General features: G+C 44.7%; 15 protein-coding genes. 3 read left to right on the top strand and 12 right to left on the bottom strand.

Translation table 11 applies throughout. The features are described from left to right. The coding region (locus tag RM811_RS23600) for a type VI secretion system contractile sheath domain-containing protein (protein WP_402529219.1) at positions 1-297 on the bottom strand (297 nt) is incomplete at its 3' end. Between the two features lie 603 nt (positions 298-900). Here RM811_RS23600 and RM811_RS23595 point away from each other — a divergent pair. Further along, positions 901-2,688, top strand: a complete 1,788-nt coding sequence (locus RM811_RS23595; RefSeq protein ID WP_402529216.1) for a hypothetical protein — start codon at positions 901-903, stop codon at positions 2,686-2,688. Positions 2,689-2,823: 135 nt separating this feature from the next. Here RM811_RS23595 and RM811_RS23590 read toward each other — a convergent pair whose 3' ends face one another. Beyond that, positions 2,824-3,729: a hypothetical protein gene (locus RM811_RS23590; protein WP_402529213.1), complete on the bottom strand. Its 906-nt coding sequence runs from the start codon at positions 3,727-3,729 to the stop codon at positions 2,824-2,826. Between the two features lie 277 nt (positions 3,730-4,006). Then, positions 4,007-4,774, bottom strand: a complete 768-nt coding sequence (locus tag RM811_RS23585) for a copper homeostasis protein CutC (RefSeq protein WP_402529210.1) — start codon at positions 4,772-4,774, stop codon at positions 4,007-4,009. 667 nt (positions 4,775-5,441) lie between these two features. Between RM811_RS23585 and RM811_RS23580 the strand changes: the two genes are divergently transcribed. After that, a complete protein-coding gene (locus tag RM811_RS23580; RefSeq protein ID WP_402529207.1) occupies positions 5,442-6,161 on the top strand; it encodes a hypothetical protein in 720 nt (239 codons plus the stop codon). A gap of 309 nt (positions 6,162-6,470) precedes the next feature. Beyond that, complete coding sequence (locus tag RM811_RS23575; RefSeq protein ID WP_402529205.1) at positions 6,471-7,295, top strand: SDR family oxidoreductase; 825 nt, start codon at positions 6,471-6,473, stop codon at positions 7,293-7,295. Positions 7,296-7,329: 34 nt separating this feature from the next. On the opposite strand, the gene RM811_RS23570 is transcribed toward RM811_RS23575, so the two are convergent. The 9 genes from RM811_RS23570 to RM811_RS23530 form a co-directional block, all read right to left on the bottom strand. Then, the gene (locus RM811_RS23570) at positions 7,330-7,941 is read right to left on the bottom strand and encodes a 5-formyltetrahydrofolate cyclo-ligase (protein ID WP_402529202.1); all 612 of its coding nucleotides are present in this window, start codon (positions 7,939-7,941) and stop codon (positions 7,330-7,332) included. Positions 7,942-8,224: 283 nt separating this feature from the next. Then, positions 8,225-8,797: a hypothetical protein gene (locus RM811_RS23565; protein ID WP_402529199.1), complete on the bottom strand. Its 573-nt coding sequence runs from the start codon at positions 8,795-8,797 to the stop codon at positions 8,225-8,227. Between the two features lie 357 nt (positions 8,798-9,154). Next, positions 9,155-10,882: an AAA family ATPase gene (locus tag RM811_RS23560; RefSeq protein WP_402529196.1), complete on the bottom strand. Its 1,728-nt coding sequence runs from the start codon at positions 10,880-10,882 to the stop codon at positions 9,155-9,157. A gap of 121 nt (positions 10,883-11,003) precedes the next feature. Then, a complete protein-coding gene (locus tag RM811_RS23555; protein ID WP_402529194.1) occupies positions 11,004-11,408 on the bottom strand; it encodes a VPA1267 family protein in 405 nt (134 codons plus the stop codon). A 12-nt stretch (positions 11,409-11,420) separates the two neighbouring features. Then, complete coding sequence (locus tag RM811_RS23550) at positions 11,421-11,831, bottom strand: hypothetical protein (protein WP_402529191.1); 411 nt, start codon at positions 11,829-11,831, stop codon at positions 11,421-11,423. Then, positions 11,824-12,993 (bottom strand): hypothetical protein, encoded by a 1,170-nt coding sequence (locus tag RM811_RS23545; protein WP_402529188.1) that lies wholly within the window; start codon positions 12,991-12,993, stop codon positions 11,824-11,826. Before RM811_RS23545 ends, RM811_RS23550 begins: the two co-directional genes overlap by 8 nt. Further along, the gene (locus RM811_RS23540) at positions 12,983-14,137 is read right to left on the bottom strand and encodes a site-specific integrase (RefSeq protein ID WP_402529186.1); all 1,155 of its coding nucleotides are present in this window, start codon (positions 14,135-14,137) and stop codon (positions 12,983-12,985) included. The genes RM811_RS23545 and RM811_RS23540 overlap by 11 nt, the downstream gene beginning before the upstream one ends. Positions 14,138-14,661: 524 nt before the next feature. Further along, positions 14,662-15,450, bottom strand: a complete 789-nt coding sequence (locus RM811_RS23535) for a hypothetical protein (RefSeq protein ID WP_402529183.1) — start codon at positions 15,448-15,450, stop codon at positions 14,662-14,664. Positions 15,451-15,561: 111 nt separating this feature from the next. Next, positions 15,562-17,745: AAA family ATPase (locus RM811_RS23530; protein ID WP_402529180.1), on the bottom strand; the 2,184-nt coding region annotated here is incomplete at its 5' end.

Below are 17,745 nucleotides of genomic sequence, written 5' to 3'. Positions count from 1 at the left end.
TCCACCCAGAGTATTGAGTTCCTCCCGGTTCACCAGCCGGAACAGCACTGTAGTCTGTACTCTGGCACTTAAATTCAGGTCATCGGACAGCTCAGCCCAGCTCATATCCAGAAGTCGTACCCGCACCGGTGCCACCGCTGGCACCGCATCCCTCATATAAAGCAGGCCACGCCACAGAGACTCCAGCGCCTTGAAACGGGGGTGCTGTATGATGGCACAGAGCTGCTCCGTCACCATTTCATCAATGCCGGCCACCAGTTTCTGAATCAGGGCCTCGGCCCGTAGCGTACTCTTCATAGCGCTTTAAGAGATGAACCACAAAGACACAAAGGCACAAAGAAAAGAAAGGGTTGGCTTGTTCCACGCGCAGCGTGAGAACAACCAAAAAAAACGTTGTGTCTTTGTGTCTTTGTGGTTCTCATTCTTTTAATACCTGGTACATGGTTTCATTGAAATTGACCGGTGGCGCAGGTTGGGTCGAGCGAATGCGAGCCCCAACAAACTATCTGCAATCATGGGTAAAATTGTTGAGGCTACTCCGTTCGACCCAACCTTGTATGTCAAACCCATTGAAACCGTGTACCAGAAGGCTATCCAACTAATCAGACTTTTTAATAACTGCCCAATCAGTTGGTAATAACCAGCGACACTGCCCGTGTATCTATTTTCTAACAAACTTTCAGAACCTGTTTCATGGTTGCTTTTCCCAGTATTCTTTTTTCTTTGATCTATAATTAGCCACTGTCATTTCCCGGCCGGAATGATTCTTAACCCTGCGTTTCCGTTACACCTGTTTTCAAACACCGGATGCAACCGTAGATACCCGATAGATAGATTTTTTCGAAATTGTGTTCACGTAAATTCAAGAGCAAGAATGTTTTGTTCAAGAGAGTCGTCACTATGCAAAAAATCATCTCCCATGGCGTACTGGCCTTTGCGGCCAGTACTGTCATAACGGCAGCCATTGCCTCACACCACAGTATGAGTTCGACCATGTGCCCGGAGAGCGAAGCGCCGGACCAGCGCATGAGTTCGACCATGTGCCCGGAGAGCGAAGCGCCGGACCAGCGCATGAGTTCGACCATGTGCCCGGAGAGCGAAGCGCCGGACTACAGTACGAGTTCGACCATGCTCCCGGGGAGCGAAGCACCAGACCACAGTATGAGTTCGACCATGTGCCCGGGGAGCGAAGCGCCGGACTACAGTACGAGTTCGACCATGCTCCCGGGGAGCGAAGCACCGAACAGTAGCTGGTCGACCACTATGTTCCAGTCTGTCGGATCGACTGGCGGCAAGGTTATGGGGCATGTGTTCGTTATGACCAACAATGCCGCTTACAAAGCTGGCAATCAGGTCGTTATGTACGACCGTGACAGTGAAGGTATGCTGAACTTCCGGGAAGCTTATAAAGCCGATGGTATTGGTAGCGGCCCGGCGCCAACAGCCACTGTATTTGCTCCGGATGTACCACAGGTTAGTGCTGCCCATGATGGTCTGGGCTCACAGGGCTCACTGATCATGAATGAATCCCATACTTGCCTGATAGGTGTCAATGCCGGCAGCAATTCTGTGTTCTCTTTTAAAATAGAGAAAGGTAAGGGACTCAGTCGACGATCCACTATCGACTCAGGAGGCATTTTTCCCAATAGCCTGACCGTTGGCAGTGCTCCGGACTGGCTTGGTTTTCAATCCCTGTATATCTTAAATGCCGGTGAAGATGGTGCCATTGGCAGGGCATCGTTGGACAAAGAGTGCTATTTGTACACAGGTCATCCGGGTGATCCAATCGATAAACAGATGCACTCAATTTCCCTGGCTGATTTCACCGACACCTATCCATGGCCCCAGCCCGGCGAAGTACTGACTTCACCGGCGCAGATCACCCTCAGTCCTGATGAAGACAAATTACTGGTCACTATCAAAGGAGGGCCCGATTCGGGGTTTGCCGGCAGAGTGGTCGTCTTTGATATAAACGACATGAGCAGGATTCAGGGAACCGGTCACTCCAGTGAGTTTGACATGGCTTCCAGTGATGGGACAGGTAGAAAGGGGCCTTTCAGTCTGGCCTTCCTGAGTAAGGATGTTCTCGCGCTTACCCACGTCAATGACCATTCCATTGGATTGTACAAACTACACGACAATCGGCTTTTTGCTATTGGCGATGCAATGGCAACAGGAACCAAATTTCCCTGCTGGATCAAGCCCTCATCCCGGGGCGTCATTGTTGGCAGCTTTGGCGAGCTTAAACCACTGGACAGGAGTCTTTTGGTGGACGGCCCGGGGATCTTCTCAACATTTGAAGTTAACGAGCCTAAATGCATGATCAGGCATTTTATCTCGAAAAGCCGCCTGGTTGATGAGAGCATCAATGGCAATCATGTGATTGACTTTGAGATCGTTAAAAGTGATGAATGCAGCTGCGATGATGACTCTGACGCCCGGGAATTCCTCTACGCTGTGCAGCCCCGAACCGGCAGCATCGCTGTCATGGAAGTCAAAGACGGTAACTACGGTTCTTGCGCCATGAACCTTAAAGAGATTGCCACCATTCCGGTAACCAAAGCCGGTGTTAATCCGAACTCTGAAACCATCAATGACTTTACCAAGCGTTGTTACGATTACACACTTTGTGAAGAAAAGCCTCCTGAGTGCATGGTCAGTAGCATACAGGGTATTGTCGGTTTCTAACATAAAGGCCGCTTCCCGCCTCCCGCCTCCCGCTTCCCGTTGCCAGAAAAAGCCGGTTTCGCTTGTGCTTGTGCTTGTGCTTTTGCGGGCAGCGGGTTGCGGGTTGCGGCCTTAAATTTGCTACGGTCAGGGTTCTCATTCCGGACTTTCAACCCAAATTTTATAAAGCTCTGTCTCTACCAGGTTTTCTCCTGAACTCCAGAAATCCGAATAAAGGATATTGACCTCCTGACTTGTGACTGCAGCCACCTCTGCGTAGCGACAGAAGCTTTCGTTATAGGTTGTAAACTGCCCGACATCTGGAACAGAGAGGTACTCCTTTCGAGAAGTCAGATAGGCCTGGGCTTCCTCTTCTATGCCTGACTCACTGGTTGAGTTCTGTCTGGGTACCCACTCATCCCGGTAGTTAGCGATATTGCGTGATCCCCCCATATGCACATCTATAATGCACTGATTACTTAACAACCTTCTGTTGACTCGCTGAACCCGGGTAACAAGCCCTCTGGAAACCCTCTCCCGGAAAAACCAGGTGTTGTGATAATCCAATTCAACTTCTACACCGTCTGGAAAGGTTTTATACGTTTGGGTATCCAGGAAATTTTCGCCACCACTGGCAATATTCGTCAGAATTAAATCACTCTCCGAGCTGAATGGACTGCTCCAGAAAGCCTTGCTTCTGTATTCGAAAATAAAGTTCTGCGCCCCTCGAACATCCATCAGATTTTGCCAGAGTTCACTGGCCTGTCCTTCAACAGACAGTAAATATTGAAAAGACGGATAACGGCCAGGCTGCGAACCATTACCGGTAAGCACTTCAAGCTCTCCAGAGTTCCAGATGACTCCGTCAACCCACTCTCTGGAATCCAGAGTACCCACCAATAGTCCGGTCAGCCACCAGCCCTGATGATCAACGACAATCTGATGTAAATTTTCTGATATCTCTGGAGTGATTGCAGACTCTGCAGAGTGGCCATCTGCAGAGATTCCTGATGGAACAGAAAATAGCATCATCAAAAAAATGATGGACAATAGTTTCATCATTAACTTCCCTGTCATGAAGCGTCGCTTTCCCCATAGAGTTCTGCTCTTAACGCCTGTTTTGAGCAGTAACTCCCCATACCTTAGAAACTGTCCGTTAATAACTTTCCCATTTCAACAAACGCTGCCCGCTACCCGGCCGGGTCCGCTTGTACTTTTGCGGGTAACGGGCAACGGACAACGGCCTTAACAAGTCTCAGTCAAATGCGGAACTTATTTCAGGACAGTTCCTTACCTCCTAAGATATCGAAGGTTAGTGATCAGGAACAGCGTCAGGTCATTATTCATGGGCCAGCAAAGATTTCAGTCGACGGACCTTTTCAGAACTCACTCTGCCATCTTCAAGCATGGCACTGTAGGTATGGAGTGAAAAGTCAGTCATCACTGGCTGTAGAGATTCAAGAATCATGGAGGCATTATCCAGAGAAACGCCACCACCAACGACAACTTCAAGCTTCCCGGATACAAACCTGCCCATATCGATCAACCGGCCAATTCCATCCAACGCTGTACCAGAGTTCCCCCAGGAAATGCCACTGGATAAAACCCGGTCCACCCCCAGTTCTACTAATGCTTCCAGTGAGTATTTCCAATCGGCTCTTGCATTGAAAGTTGCATTGAAAGTTGCATTGAAAGTTGCATCAAAAGCCCTGTGAAAGGTGACAGACAACTCATAGTCCCGGGCTCTTTCTATCAGCCGACGGCAGTAATCCTGATGAATCAATGAAGTATTTTTATCCAATACGCCGATGACAACACCATCTGCACCCGCTCTTGCCGCATCGACAATCTGGCGTTCCATTAAATCAATTTCATTCCGGCTAAAAAAGAAGTCACCGCCTGCAGGACGAATCATCACCAGTAGCCCGGGGCGATCCTTAAAGGCTTCACGAGCTAACTCTATATGTCTGACACAAGGGGTTAAACCATCCTGTTCCATATGGGAACATAGCTCTATTCTTTCTGCGCCTCCTTGCCAGGCTCCGGAAACTGCGTTGGAAACGTAAGAATCATTTTTACTATGAACACAAACTTCAATAGCTATCATGCAGTACTTAACAGTCTGTTCTATACCAATTAATCAAATGGATCATACCTTTTAACAGCAGAGATAATCCGAGAAGCCATAGTATATTCGCACCCTGGACAGAAACGCAGTCCTTTTCCTGACTTTTAATGACCATAAACACACAAAACAAATAATATCCAACCAAAACTACATAAACGTTATATCCAAAAAAAATAAGGAAATCATTTTATCAACCACTATTGCAAAAACGATAGCCCTCATTAAAAAATGAACTCATAGAAATATAACAACGCCTGACTTATATAGTTTAATTATGAAAACCTCTTCATATAAAAAAAGAGCACTTATTTCTTTTTTTATATAGCCACACCATTTTGCGTAAATAAAAAATTACTCTAGAATCCCTTTAGTATCATTCCATGCAGTAAACAAGTTTCATTAGCGAGCTGAAAAATCAATAAACACCTATGAGATATTTCAAAAAAATATATTTAAAGCTTGGAATAATAATGGCTACTTACTGTCCAACCGTTCGGTTCTGATCTTTATTGAGATGTAACCGTACTTACTTAATTAAAACAGCCATCTGGATTAAGGGTTTAGCATGTTTAGAGGAAAGTGTTTGTCCATCGTCTTTTTATTATCGATCGCATCCGCATCCTGGGGGTCTACCCCAGACTCCAGTATGGGGGTCGAACGAGAGCGTTCTAGTAGCGGGGTGGGTCTGTCTACCATTGGTAGTGGTGCTTTTTCCCTGCTTGAAGGTCTTGCTCACCTCACAATAATCCTGGGTTCTGGTGACGGACCCGGTAGCCATTGGAAGGATGCATTGAACTATGTCCCCAATTCTGTCTACGATTTTGGTACTTCGAACCGTATATTGAATCGGGCCGCACACAACATTCTTCTCAGTCAGGCATTAAGACTTCTTCCTGTTGCCAATGACTACATTTGTGGTTTGATGACGGTGACACTTGAAGATGGCTGGTACGTAGACAGTGTCATGTTGAATCAGGGTTCAATACAGAATGATTCACAGTTTGAACATATTGGCGATAACCTTTATGTCCCCAGAAACAGGGGGATTACCAATCTTTTGTTAGTCAAACAGATGACCGGGTGGACAACAGCAGGCAGTGCCTATGTCACTGAAAATCCGATCGATTTTTATGTTACCGTTTCTGATGGCAGACAAACCTCTACTATTAATGTACAGAAAAGCTCATGCACGCTGTACAGCTATGGTAAAGCTCATGCTTCTTTTGTCAGAGGAGATGATGTTTCTTACTGTCTGACAAACCCAAGCTCTGATTCCAAAGTATCAGGACTGGCTTCTACGTTTACCTCAGCCTATGGAAAACCGGGGCTAATGAGAATTCCCGGGGATGCTTGCGAAAGCTACTGATACTGATACTGATAGTTCGTAGAACTTGTTGATCGCAGTTTAAAGCCAGAAATGTGCCGCCCTTCTTAAGTAAATGGAGCTGGGCGGCTCTTTTTCTCATACGTCATTAGAATTCGCACATTCATTTCATTAGGTTTTAAAAATTATTTTTGCGTCTTCTTTCCCGCCCATCCATGTATCTAAACCTCCCCGACTCCAATCTCATTTTTTATACCGATTAATCTATCGCTGTAGTAGTCTTATCCAATTCTAAGTGATAGCAGATCAGAAAAGTTCACTTTGAGTCAAAATAACAAAAGGAAGTTTCAAGTGCCTGACCTTAGCTCGAAAACGATCATTATAACCGGCGCAAGCCGTGGAATTGGCAGGGAGATCGCCCTGCGATGCGCTGCTGATGGTGCCAATATTGTTATAGCCGCCAAAACAACCGAGCCCCATCCGAAGCTTCCTGGCACCATTTACTCTGTTGCTGATGAAGTCATCTCTGCAGGAGGACAGGCGTTACCTATTCAGGTAGATGTACGTGACGAGCATTCCATTGCTCAGATGATAGAACAAACCACTGCTCATTTTGGTGGCATCGATATGCTCATAAATAACGCCGGTGCGATCCGCCTGACACCCGCGGAAAAAACACCCATCAGTCGCTTTGACCTGATGCATCAAATCAATACCCGGGCAGTCCTTTTATGTAGCCAGCTTGCCTTACCCTGGCTGAAAAAGTCTGACTGCGCCCATATCCTTAACCTGTCTCCTCCCATCAATCTGAACAAAAAATGGTTCAAGGACTACACACCGTACACAATTACCAAATACGCTATGTCGATGCTGACACTGGGGCTTGCTGAAGAGTTTCGTTCCGATAACATCGCGGTTAACTCTCTATGGCCAAAAACGACCATTGCAACCGCCGCCGTTGAATTTGAAGCGGGAGGAAAAGATCTTTTCAACATTTCAAGAACACCGGCAATCATGGCTGATGCAGCCTATGCCATCTTAACCAGTGGAACTGAATTCACAGGTAACCATTGTATTGATGAAAATTTATTAAGGGAAAGAGGTGTAACAGAGTTTGATCATTACGCCGTTGTTCCGGGAACAAAAGCGTTCTTTACTGATCTTTATATCGACTGACGCTCCCCGACCTATCGGGCCTAAAGGCGAGGCTTTACGCGGAAATTTGGTAAAACTGGCAATCTGTTGCAATACCGGCCATTGGAATATCCCAATGCTCTACCGGAATAGAATCAACTTTCTGGCATTCATGGGCAAGGCCAATCAGTATGGGTTTGTGAGCGATGCTGGTAAAGGCAAACGTTCTGTCATAGCACCCTCCTCCCATGCCTAATCGTCTTCCCTGCTCATCAAAGCCAGTCAATGGAACCAGCACGATATCGAGCTTCTCCGGAGGAATTGTCTTTGCCCCATTCAGAGAAGGTTCAGGAATTCCGAACCGGTTTTCAACCAATGATGTACCTGTGTGGTATTCAACAAACGTAAGCACTTTACTTCCGCTCTGATCCACAACGGGTAGATAGCAATGTTTACCTGACTGCCAGAGATATTCCTGAAGCGTTTCAGGGTTAATCTCCCCGTCGTTGGCCAGGTACACCGCAATATGCTGACAAGCTAATAGCTCTGGCCGTGATTTAAGAACCTCGCAAAGTCCTTTTCCGGCGCTGACCTGCTGGTCAGCGTTCAGTGCTCGACGACGCTCACGGAGAGCCATTCTTAAATCAAAACGGTTATGCTGACCTTGATGACTGACTGACCGAGCCATAACCCCCCTAAAACAAATAAAATCAATAAGTTACCCAAAGCCACAATAAGCAAAACGGAATTCTGTAATGTTTACTGTTAACTTTATGTCAGTTTGGGTGCAAAACTTTACAAAACACCATATCAGAAAAAATATCTTGAAGACAATGGCAACGGCATCAGCGGTGATGCAAAATGAAGTCTGCAACACCACCAACCCCGCTTTATGAGTGACATATCGGCTCAACTCCAAATATCTGTTGTAAAACCGACGCTGGTCAGTAGATCTCTAGCTCTTCTCGACGCTATGAGATAATGCATGCCAACTTATTGCTGGGTTTCCAATTTTTGATGTCCTCTACCTGTTTAAATTTACTCGATGCCTTCACTTCTTGAGTAATCTTTTGACTACTTTCAAAGTTTTCTACACCAGTCTTTGACCATTGTACACGCTGATTTCCATATGGTGTACTACGGTAACCATCTTCTAACCCGTAGTCAGCGCGAACCATTCCATCGTTATCGAGAAGATATACTTGTGTCCATCCGCTCCAACCCGGGCACATATTTTCCATATACGTCCATCCACTTTCTAATTCTGTAAGAGCGCAAGTTTCTTTAATAATTTTGGTTACTTTTTCTACATATTCCTTTGACTCCGAATCAAAATCACTTTTGATGGGCGTAATTGAACTACCAGCCAGATCACGGGAAGAAGCTATACTTCCATCGGGCTCAGGCAAATGACCACCTGTTACCCCAACCTCTTTCACTAGCATCGATGGACTACCAAAACTACCTGTCAAATCCTGAGTTGTAGACTCTTTTTTTTCACTAAAAGGTCGATTTAATACAGGTTTATCACCAACAGGATGCATAAGAACACCTTAATTTAATTTAATTTAGAAGCAGGATGCTTCATAAGAGTTGAGCGATTAAATCAAAAAAAGTTCTTTTTACACCTATTCTAAAGAACAGAAAATATACAGAGCATTATATTATTTGTGCTTCAATATCCATTTTAATCTGAATTTATGTAAATCTGACTATCTACCTACGGTAAGGTCTACGCATACTGCAAGCTCACCTCCTTACTCAGGGCGAAAGCTTCAGGGTGACGTTGGTTCCGTTTTATCGAATTTTCAGAAGATTCAGATCCAGTAAGGTCATTTTACCCTGATAAAATGGAATCAAAAATTGTTAAAATTGGCCAGTTCTGCCTCGTTTTTCAGTATTTACTGAACCAACGTGCACCTGAAGCTTTCGCCCCGCTCCTTACTCAACAACGCTTTGAGGAAAGTATCCCGCTTATCCGAATCCCCCAATCGTTTAATAGCTTTACCAAAGTCTTGGTAGCTACCCACCAACTCAATCTTTTCCTCAGCTCTAGTCAGCGCCGTATAAATCCAAGCGTTATCCAGCATGGCAATGTTCATTACAGGAACAATAACCCGCTTGAACTGACTGCCCTGCGCTTTATGCAGAGAAATGGAATATGCAGCTCTGATAGCATCAATCAGATCAAGAGTGAGAGGAATAGTCTCACCAGTGTCAATCACCACATCTGCAAGGGATACATCACCGCCACCCACCACAACCTGTGGACAACCAACATTAATCAGTTTGCCAAGGGTTCCGTTCTGAATACCTCGATCCCAGTTATTTTGAACAAAAATGACCGGATCACCTTCACGAATATCAAGGTACTTATCAACACCGTTTAAGTTGAACCGGAGTTTTTTACCATTCGGATTACATGCGGTTTGGCAAAGCTCGTTAATAACATCAATGCCGCCTCTTCCCGCATACTTAGCCGCAATAATCTGGGTGTCGTCCGGTTGCTGTTGATATAGCTGAGTCACCTTATCGTTGATATCTTTCGGGTGGCTGTGGTGAAAAACGATATTGTCATTGAACATCACCAAATCCGGCACTTTTTTCTCTACAATCATTCGAGTAAATTCAGGAATACCTGTAGAACCCTTCTGGCGTTTGACAATATCCAGTATCACCGTGGGAACTACATCAACAACATCATGCAATACCAAACCGCCAGAAATAGGTGCAAGCTGCTTTGGATCACCTACCAGAAGAAACCTTGAACGCCCTCTGGTTAGATTCACAAGCTTAAACATGGAGGCTAGGTCTATCATTGACGCTTCATCGATAACAATAAGGGTTCGTTCTGACAGAGGCTTTTCGTCAATTGAATTCATAAACCCGGTAATGGTCTGGGCTGGAAACCCCGTAGCCTCAGTAATTCGCTTGGCCGCTCGACCACTTAACGCCATAGCACGAATATCTGCCCCCAATTCCAGATAAGCTCTGAGCACCACATTAAGAACGGTTGTTTTACCAGTACCTGCACCGCCAGAAATCACAGAGACCCCATGTGACAGCGCACTAACAACAGCCTCATGTTGCTTCTCGGTCAGCGGGAATGACAGAGTTGATAAAGCAGATTGCAATGCTTTGTCATAATGCGAACTCCACACTTGCCTTGCTGCTAATTTAGCGAAACGGCGAGCTACAACCTGCTCCATAATCCACTGACCAACAGCGTGGAAATTTCCGTGTTCTGTTAGTATGAAGGCAGTATGTTCATAGCCTGCCTTTAACGCCTCCACCGCTAACTCATGTGAACCCAGTAGCGTTTCTTCAATGGCTGGTAATAAGTGCTCATGTCTTGAAACTGTGTGACCATCCATCATCCGACCATGAAGAGATTGCTCTATCGCTCCACTGAGACGGACATAATCATCTTCCTTATAGCCAAACTTTTCTATGGCAAGCTTGTCAGCCTCAGCAAACTTGAGACCAAAACTAATCAAACGATAAGGATCAGCTTGAATGGCTTCTATTGCTTTTGATTTATGATATTTGATTATGGTGCGAGCAATGCCAGATGGTATGTCATGCTTATCAAACCAAGCGATTTGCTTTAGATTTTCATAGCGTCCCAACCAGCTATTAAGCTGTTTGCAATACGTTCAGTAACACCTCTGCACTCCATAAGGCACTCAACGTTTTTACTTTCCAGAAGGTCATAAACCCCCTTATGAAACTTAACCCATATGCGTCGAGCTAATCTTTCACCAACACCAACAAAAGCAGAATCAGATTGTATATACCGAGTAAAGAGATTTTCTGTTGCCTTTCATTTTCTGCTTTCAGCCGTTTTAGATCATTTGCAGACTGATCATGAAGCACTTCTCCAGCCTCACTCTCCGATGCCTCATCTTTATTGACAAGAGGAGCCAAAACCCCTTGATCTCGTAGATTGGATTCCAGCTCCAATAACGCAGCCTTAACTAGCACATTGTCATTAAGCGTTGAACGAGTGACACCAACACCTTTAGCAACCTCAGCACGGATAAGCCTGGAGCCTCTCGATATCGCCACAAAATCTGAACGGGATTGAGTCAAAGCCCATGCTTCAAACTTGTTCAGGCTTTCTTGCGCTTGAGAAATTGTGTCTGCCTGTGCCATACAGCATCCCCTCTACATTTTGTCTTTATTTGGCAGCGGGGTACTAAGCTGCTCAACCCTAATACCAGCAATACTGGCGTTATATAACCATGTATGAAATTGCTCTAGTAGCTGTTGGTTCTCACGTTGTAATCGTGCAATTTCACGGTCTTTCTTTTCAAGCCTCTGCTGAGCTATTTTGAGACTTGGAGGCACTGACTTACTGACCGTCTTGGCAGTAGCGCCAGAGACAATAGCCTTCACCTCCAAAAAAGCCTGTTTGATTCTGACTTGCTTTTGGAGGGTTTGCCGTGTTGTTTCCAGCTTATAGCCATGCTTGACAGCATCAACTAGCCTGCCCCATGTCAGCTTACTGTCCGTTGGCCAGTTATCCAGAATATCTACAACGCTATCAATATCTTTGTCCGTTAGATGCTTAGCCATTCTCGTCCTCCCATAACGATTCTAGGTCATCCAAATCCCCCATCTCGTCTAATAACTGAGTAATATCAGAATCCTCATCGCTCTTGTCTTTCTCTATACCCACCAGTTCATCAACGCTTACATTATTGATGCGTTGGTAATTAATGATTTCAGGCAATCGTTTTTTGCCATTGATATCCATTGCACGATCCAGCAGCGTAACATCCTCTACATCCAAGAGCTTAATCAACGCCCCTTCTTCTACGTTGGGATCATCCATCATTTTGACGAGCTGCTCACAACGCTCTACAGTTACTTGCCGACGCTGAAACCATTGCTCAGCCCCCGGCACATTATTCTCAACAGCAGCCCGATCTTTCTTGAGAAATTTATTTTCAGTTGCGAGCTTTTTTCGAAGACGTTCGCATTTATCATCGTCACCTTTTACGCAAATGTGCTCGCTACAGTTAGCGCAATCACGATACTTTGTGCATGGCTCGCTTAAATATGACTGGGGACACATGCCAAATTCGGTATTATGGGCAGATAATGCAGCCTTAGTGTTCAATTCCTGAATAGTACGGGGAGTAGCTACCTGTACAACAATTTGTGTATTAGCCCCCTCCTGCTTCGCCACCTCACTTTCTCTATATTCACGAAAGTCATGCCCATATTCATCTGGAGTCGTGTGGTCATAGTAGCGATTGTGTTTGGGGTCAGAGCGCATTGCCCACTTTGCCCTTATTTGACCTTCCATACCGTTAACAGCAGCCATGGTATCGAGCATATGACGCAATTGATGGGAAGTTATTGAAAATTCCCCGCGATCCCAGCGCTGAAATATTGAAAGTACACCACCCATTTCTCCATTTCGTTTACGCTTTTTTGTTGGAGCCAAATCTTCATTCAGGGTATTGATTGTTGGCATAATAAGCTGTGCGTATTTTGTTGTTTGGCCAGCAATCATCTGATTCTGAAGCTGGACGAATAATGCCTCTGACCATTTTACATTGACTCGCCCCTCCCCTGTTTTGTACGCAACATATGGAAAGCCTTCTGGGAGATGATCACGTAGTATTTTATTTAAATCACGCAGCGTGTGTGATTCATTAATTGATACGCCTCTATATGTAAGGTGGTTATTCATGCCTATTCGTCGATCATCCCCTTCCTCAAAATGCATACCATTTAGCCATACGTGAATCAACGTCCCAACCCATCAATTTTTGCCGATCCGATTCCACTTTAGCTGGTGTTGTTTTACCTTCAGCAATAAGCCTATCAGCACGTTGGCTGAATTGATCATTCCAATAATGACGAAATGCATGAGGGTGAACAGAGAAACCAACAACCGTCGAAACTTCCCTGAACACTTTGTTAATCGCATCCAGTGAAAGTGCTCTGTTTTTTTTCTCTCTATGATTGTGGGTAATAAAAAGCTGAGGGATTTTCTCTGCACCATTCACTTCAGAACGATATTCAATGATATAGTTATTGATCATTTCAGCCAGTCGGCTATCTACTGGCAGAATTCGCCCCTTAGCCTTGGCTTTTGGTCGATTCTTTCGAGTATCTGCCAGATCCACCGATTTTCTAATGCGAAGGACATGAAGACCTTTGGGAGTTTGTTTGAAGTCATTGACATAAATACGAGCCAATTCACCACGACGAATACCTAGCGCTTCAAATATGTTGACCATTAGCTGATTACGATATCGAACACCTTTATTCTTCCATGGGTTTTCTGTGGAGTCGTGGCGCATCACATCCAGTACACGAATACACTGAGATGATGTGATAGACCCATAAACCTCACCACTTTCCCAATCGTATATGCTATTAGTACTTCCAGCCTTAACTGGCCTCATACCCAACATAAACCTCTCAGAATCACCCTTGCTATCTGGATAACATTTCTGTTCCAACCAACCAATATATTTGGCATATGTTGTAATTCTGTTATAGGCCGTAGATGGTGCGCTATCTCCTTTATCATCTGTGATAATAACCGCCCTAGCAGTTTCTAGCTTATTCCGCTTTGGCTGTAGTGACACCACCTTCTTTGATTTGACCTTAGTAATATGCTCTCTGAAAGATTCTACTTTTCGCCCTGACCAGCGAATGATGGTTTGCAGCTCATCCTTTGTTAAAAATTCTTTCTCAAGGCAGCGCCGCTCAATATCAATACCCAAGAAATCACAGATTTCATAGAGGTACTTGATCCGCTCAAGGACGTTATGACAATTGTTAGGTGAGGAAGAAGCATTACGAAATTCGACAGTCAAGAACAGGTTGGGGTATGGCAGTGGCATCTTATTGCCATCCAACAAGACTGAATAATCCTCCCCTGATGTAAATCTTACTCTCCTCACTTCCATTGGCTCCTCCCATACAAAAAGTTAACAATATTTCAAGGTAATCCATAACCTTAATTTTAGGTATAAAAAAAGTTTACAGAAAGCGCAAACTTTCCTGTAAACTTTTTCGCAACATCCTGCATTCAAAGCAATACAGGTTAAAACTTTACAAAAATCACCCTCCAGCCGGCGTCAGAACGGTTATATTCACATGATTTCAAAACAGGGTGAGTGAGTGAATCAGTTTTACCTTTATTATCAGTCATTTGAACTCACCATTAAGATTACTTTATCAACATAACTGCTGCTATTTGTCGATTAAAGGCTGTTTTTAGCCATTTCAGGTATTTTTAATCAACACTTTTCTCAGTGACGCCACCCTGAATAAAAACCCCTTCCCTTGTTAATTTTTCCCTTAGTTTGACACTACTGGGATCAGCAATCCAGTTTGCAGAGCCAGCAGCGCCTTTAGAATCAAAGAGGGGAGACATTAACTAGGATACATCTAGGTTCATGAATTTTTTCAACTGACTTCCAAAAATCCCATGTTCCATATCATCAGAACTTGCATTCATATGTAAGTCCTCAAAGCCCTCTATTGATGTTTTTATGCGAATCATATTGTCTTTAGCTGAAACTGGAAGTGAACCGGCCTGTATGGTTCTCTCTGAAGTTACTGCCCCAATTGCTCGAATATCAGATGGCTTAATCTCAACATTCTTCCAGTAAGATCCAAAGCAAATAGCTGGCTTTGAAAAATCAATGGCGCAAAAAAAATCCCCATCACACTCATAGTAATCTATGTTATAACCCTTATCTTCAACAAAACTTCTAAGCTTTGCTTTCATTTTTTTTGCGAACAACTTATCTATAATCAACATCGGAATAATACTTAAAATAAAGCCGGGAAAGATAAATAATATTGACATAAAACCTGTTGATGGCATCAGGCTTAAAGGGAACCCAACAAAAAATAAACTTATCGGAAAAGTGAAAGCTTCCCAGCTTCTGTAACCGTATACTCCGAATTTCTTAAGGCCAACATGAATTGCCATATAGAAATATATAACAACACTAAGTAATGCAACATAAATACCTTCGCCTTCAATAGAATTACCATCAAAAACATAAGTCCATATGATATTTGGTATCATGGCTGCCAAAATAACTGTAGCCCACCATCCAAAGACTGTTATAAATTTCTTAAAATTGTACCCTTTCATAAATCTCATTCCATCAATATTTTTTAATTTTTGTTCGATGTCTATTTCGTTATCCGTCACGTTTATCAATTGGACAAATTACTAGACCACTAGCAGGAAACAAGGACAACAGGTTGAAAAATGAGCACACTTCTCGACTTAATCGTTCACTCGAAACCCATAGCTTGATTCTTATTTATTCTGCACTTGTTGTCTACCTCGCATTCTTTCTTGCAGGCACACACACCTCTTTTCAATCAAACACTCTCTTTCACCAGCCTTCCTGATCACTCGTCCACTACCCATCAGCACCAACCTCTCCTCAGGTCTGGTCGCTGCCGTATACAACAACGTCTGATCCATCATATGCCCTGCCTCAGGCGGCAGAACAACAAAGCAGGTAGGCCACTGAGAACCCTGCGATTTGTGAATGGTAATAGCATAACCCAACTGCATTTTATCCAGCAGGTCTGGGGTGATAGCGATACAGCCCCCATTGATCTCTGACATCGCTACTGCACCGTTTTCATCAGGAACGTCATAAACAGCAGTAATCACCCCCAAGTCGCCGTTACGGACATCAGCATTTTCATCGTAATTATTTGACGTTACCAGAATGGGATCACCTAGTAATAACTCTATTCCTGATGATGTTACCCAAGGTATCCAGCCCCGCTGGTTGTCCTGATAATAGATACTTGGCCTTTCAAGCCCATTACCTTGCTGTAGGCGCTGGTTAATACCATCCACACCCATTTCACCTTTACGAACCGGGCATAAGACAATGCTATTACCTATGCCTCCTGCTTCTCTCCAAAGCTGTTCCAATCGACTCAGAGACATATCCACTTCTATGGAGCAATCGGCACTTTCAGCAAGGGTAATTTTGGTATCAGGGGGTATTTCAATCTCACCATTACGAATAGCCGTTGCAAAATGGTGTATGCCACTCTCCTCTCCCTGCCGCTTTACCTGTGTCAGATTGAAGAACGGTATGAAGGTATCTTGCAGGGCATGAAAAACCAGTCCAGCCCCAACAGGCAGCAGTTGTGCAGTGTCGCCAACAAAAATAATTCTGGTTGCTTCTGGCAATAGTCCGATCAGTCGGTACATCGAGAGGAGATCTACCATTGAAGCTTCATCAATCACCAGTAACAGGTGGTCAGGCAATTGAGGCTTTTTTTCACCAACATGATCAACAATAAATTTAGCGATGGTTTGAGCCGGTAATCCGGTACTTTCGGCCATGCGCTGGGCAGCTCTACCAGACAGCGCCACCTGATAAAATGCCATACCGCCTGCCAGTGCCTGATAAACACCCAGTATCGCTTTCAGAATGGTGGTTTTTCCTGTTCCAGCACCACCAGAAATACCGCAAACCAGAGTTAGCACAGAACCAACTACCGCCTGACGCTGATCTCCTGTTAACTGGAATGGCAGTGTCTGCTCATAGGCTTCCAGTGCATCAATAACAGACTGTTCTGTTACTCCTGCTTCCCAGCCTGCTACCAGCGAGCCAGTTCCCACTGAACGACTGTGGGCTTTTGTTAAAAACAGGGCAACAGCCGCTTCCATCAATGCAGAGCCGTAAACCTGATAGCCAGAATCGACCTGAACCAATAATCCATGCTCTACGGCTATATCACCGACATTATCCGGTGCAGGTGTCTGCATCACATGAGCACAACCGTTTATCAGGCTTTGAGGATCAATAACCGTTGAGCCTGTCTTATGGGTATATCGAACAGCCACATGTTGTGCGACACCTGCCACCACGCTGTCATCAGCCATGGTTAAGCCAAGCTCTTTGGCAACTTCCATGGTCTTTTCAAAGGAAGCACCCATCGCCATGAGCAGAAAAGGGTGTGACTTAATTTTCTCAATGGCTTCAGCACCAAAGATGCCTGATAACTTTTCCCCAAGCCCCAGTGGTAGCCGCTGCTCTTCCAACCATTTGATAGTGTCGTACAGGCTTTCATCAGGCCACTCTTTAAGCAGGCGATCCAGACGGGCTTCTGACATACCTGCTACAGCCAGTAATGATGCTCTATCCCGTTTTTCAACCAATGCTGCCAGATTGGGAAGGCGAACCAGCCGGTTGGCGATAACACCGCCAATACCGTTGATATTACTGCTGATCCAACGAGACAGTACTTTGCCTGAAGGCTTCAGGAACTTGATTTCAGTAGCATCAATTGTGTACTCAGAAACAATAAAATCATTAACAGTAAAAGAGTTCTCTCGCTCACGCCCACTGACCTCCCAGAGTGATCCCTCTGTTGCGGCTCCTTGTGCATGTTCTGGAAAATGGACGACTAACGGTTTTTCTCGTTTTCGAACAGAACCATCCGGCCTGATAAGGTCAACGGTGGCATA

This window comes from Endozoicomonas sp. (assembly GCF_031844845.1).
GTDB lineage: Bacteria > Pseudomonadota > Gammaproteobacteria > Pseudomonadales > Endozoicomonadaceae > Endozoicomonas.
Note: the sequence above shows the minus strand (reverse complement) of the source record. Positions and strands in the feature narration are given on the sequence as shown.

What these genes read in the sequence shown, in the direction of transcription:
- RM811_RS23595 (WP_402529216.1), top strand. Translation starts at nt 901, where the DNA reads ATGCAAAAAATCATCTCCCATGGCGTACTGGCCTTTGCGGCCAGTACT.
- RM811_RS23590 (WP_402529213.1), bottom strand. Translation starts at nt 3,729, where the DNA reads ATGATGAAACTATTGTCCATCATTTTTTTGATGATGCTATTTTCTGTT.
- RM811_RS23585 (WP_402529210.1), bottom strand. Translation starts at nt 4,774, where the DNA reads ATGATAGCTATTGAAGTTTGTGTTCATAGTAAAAATGATTCTTACGTT.
- RM811_RS23580 (WP_402529207.1), top strand. Translation starts at nt 5,442, where the DNA reads ATGGGGGTCGAACGAGAGCGTTCTAGTAGCGGGGTGGGTCTGTCTACC.
- RM811_RS23570 (WP_402529202.1), bottom strand. Translation starts at nt 7,941, where the DNA reads ATGGCTCGGTCAGTCAGTCATCAAGGTCAGCATAACCGTTTTGATTTA.
- RM811_RS23565 (WP_402529199.1), bottom strand. Translation starts at nt 8,797, where the DNA reads ATGCATCCTGTTGGTGATAAACCTGTATTAAATCGACCTTTTAGTGAA.
- RM811_RS23555 (WP_402529194.1), bottom strand. Translation starts at nt 11,408, where the DNA reads ATGGCACAGGCAGACACAATTTCTCAAGCGCAAGAAAGCCTGAACAAG.
- RM811_RS23550 (WP_402529191.1), bottom strand. Translation starts at nt 11,831, where the DNA reads ATGGCTAAGCATCTAACGGACAAAGATATTGATAGCGTTGTAGATATT.
- RM811_RS23545 (WP_402529188.1), bottom strand. Translation starts at nt 12,993, where the DNA reads ATGCATTTTGAGGAAGGGGATGATCGACGAATAGGCATGAATAACCAC.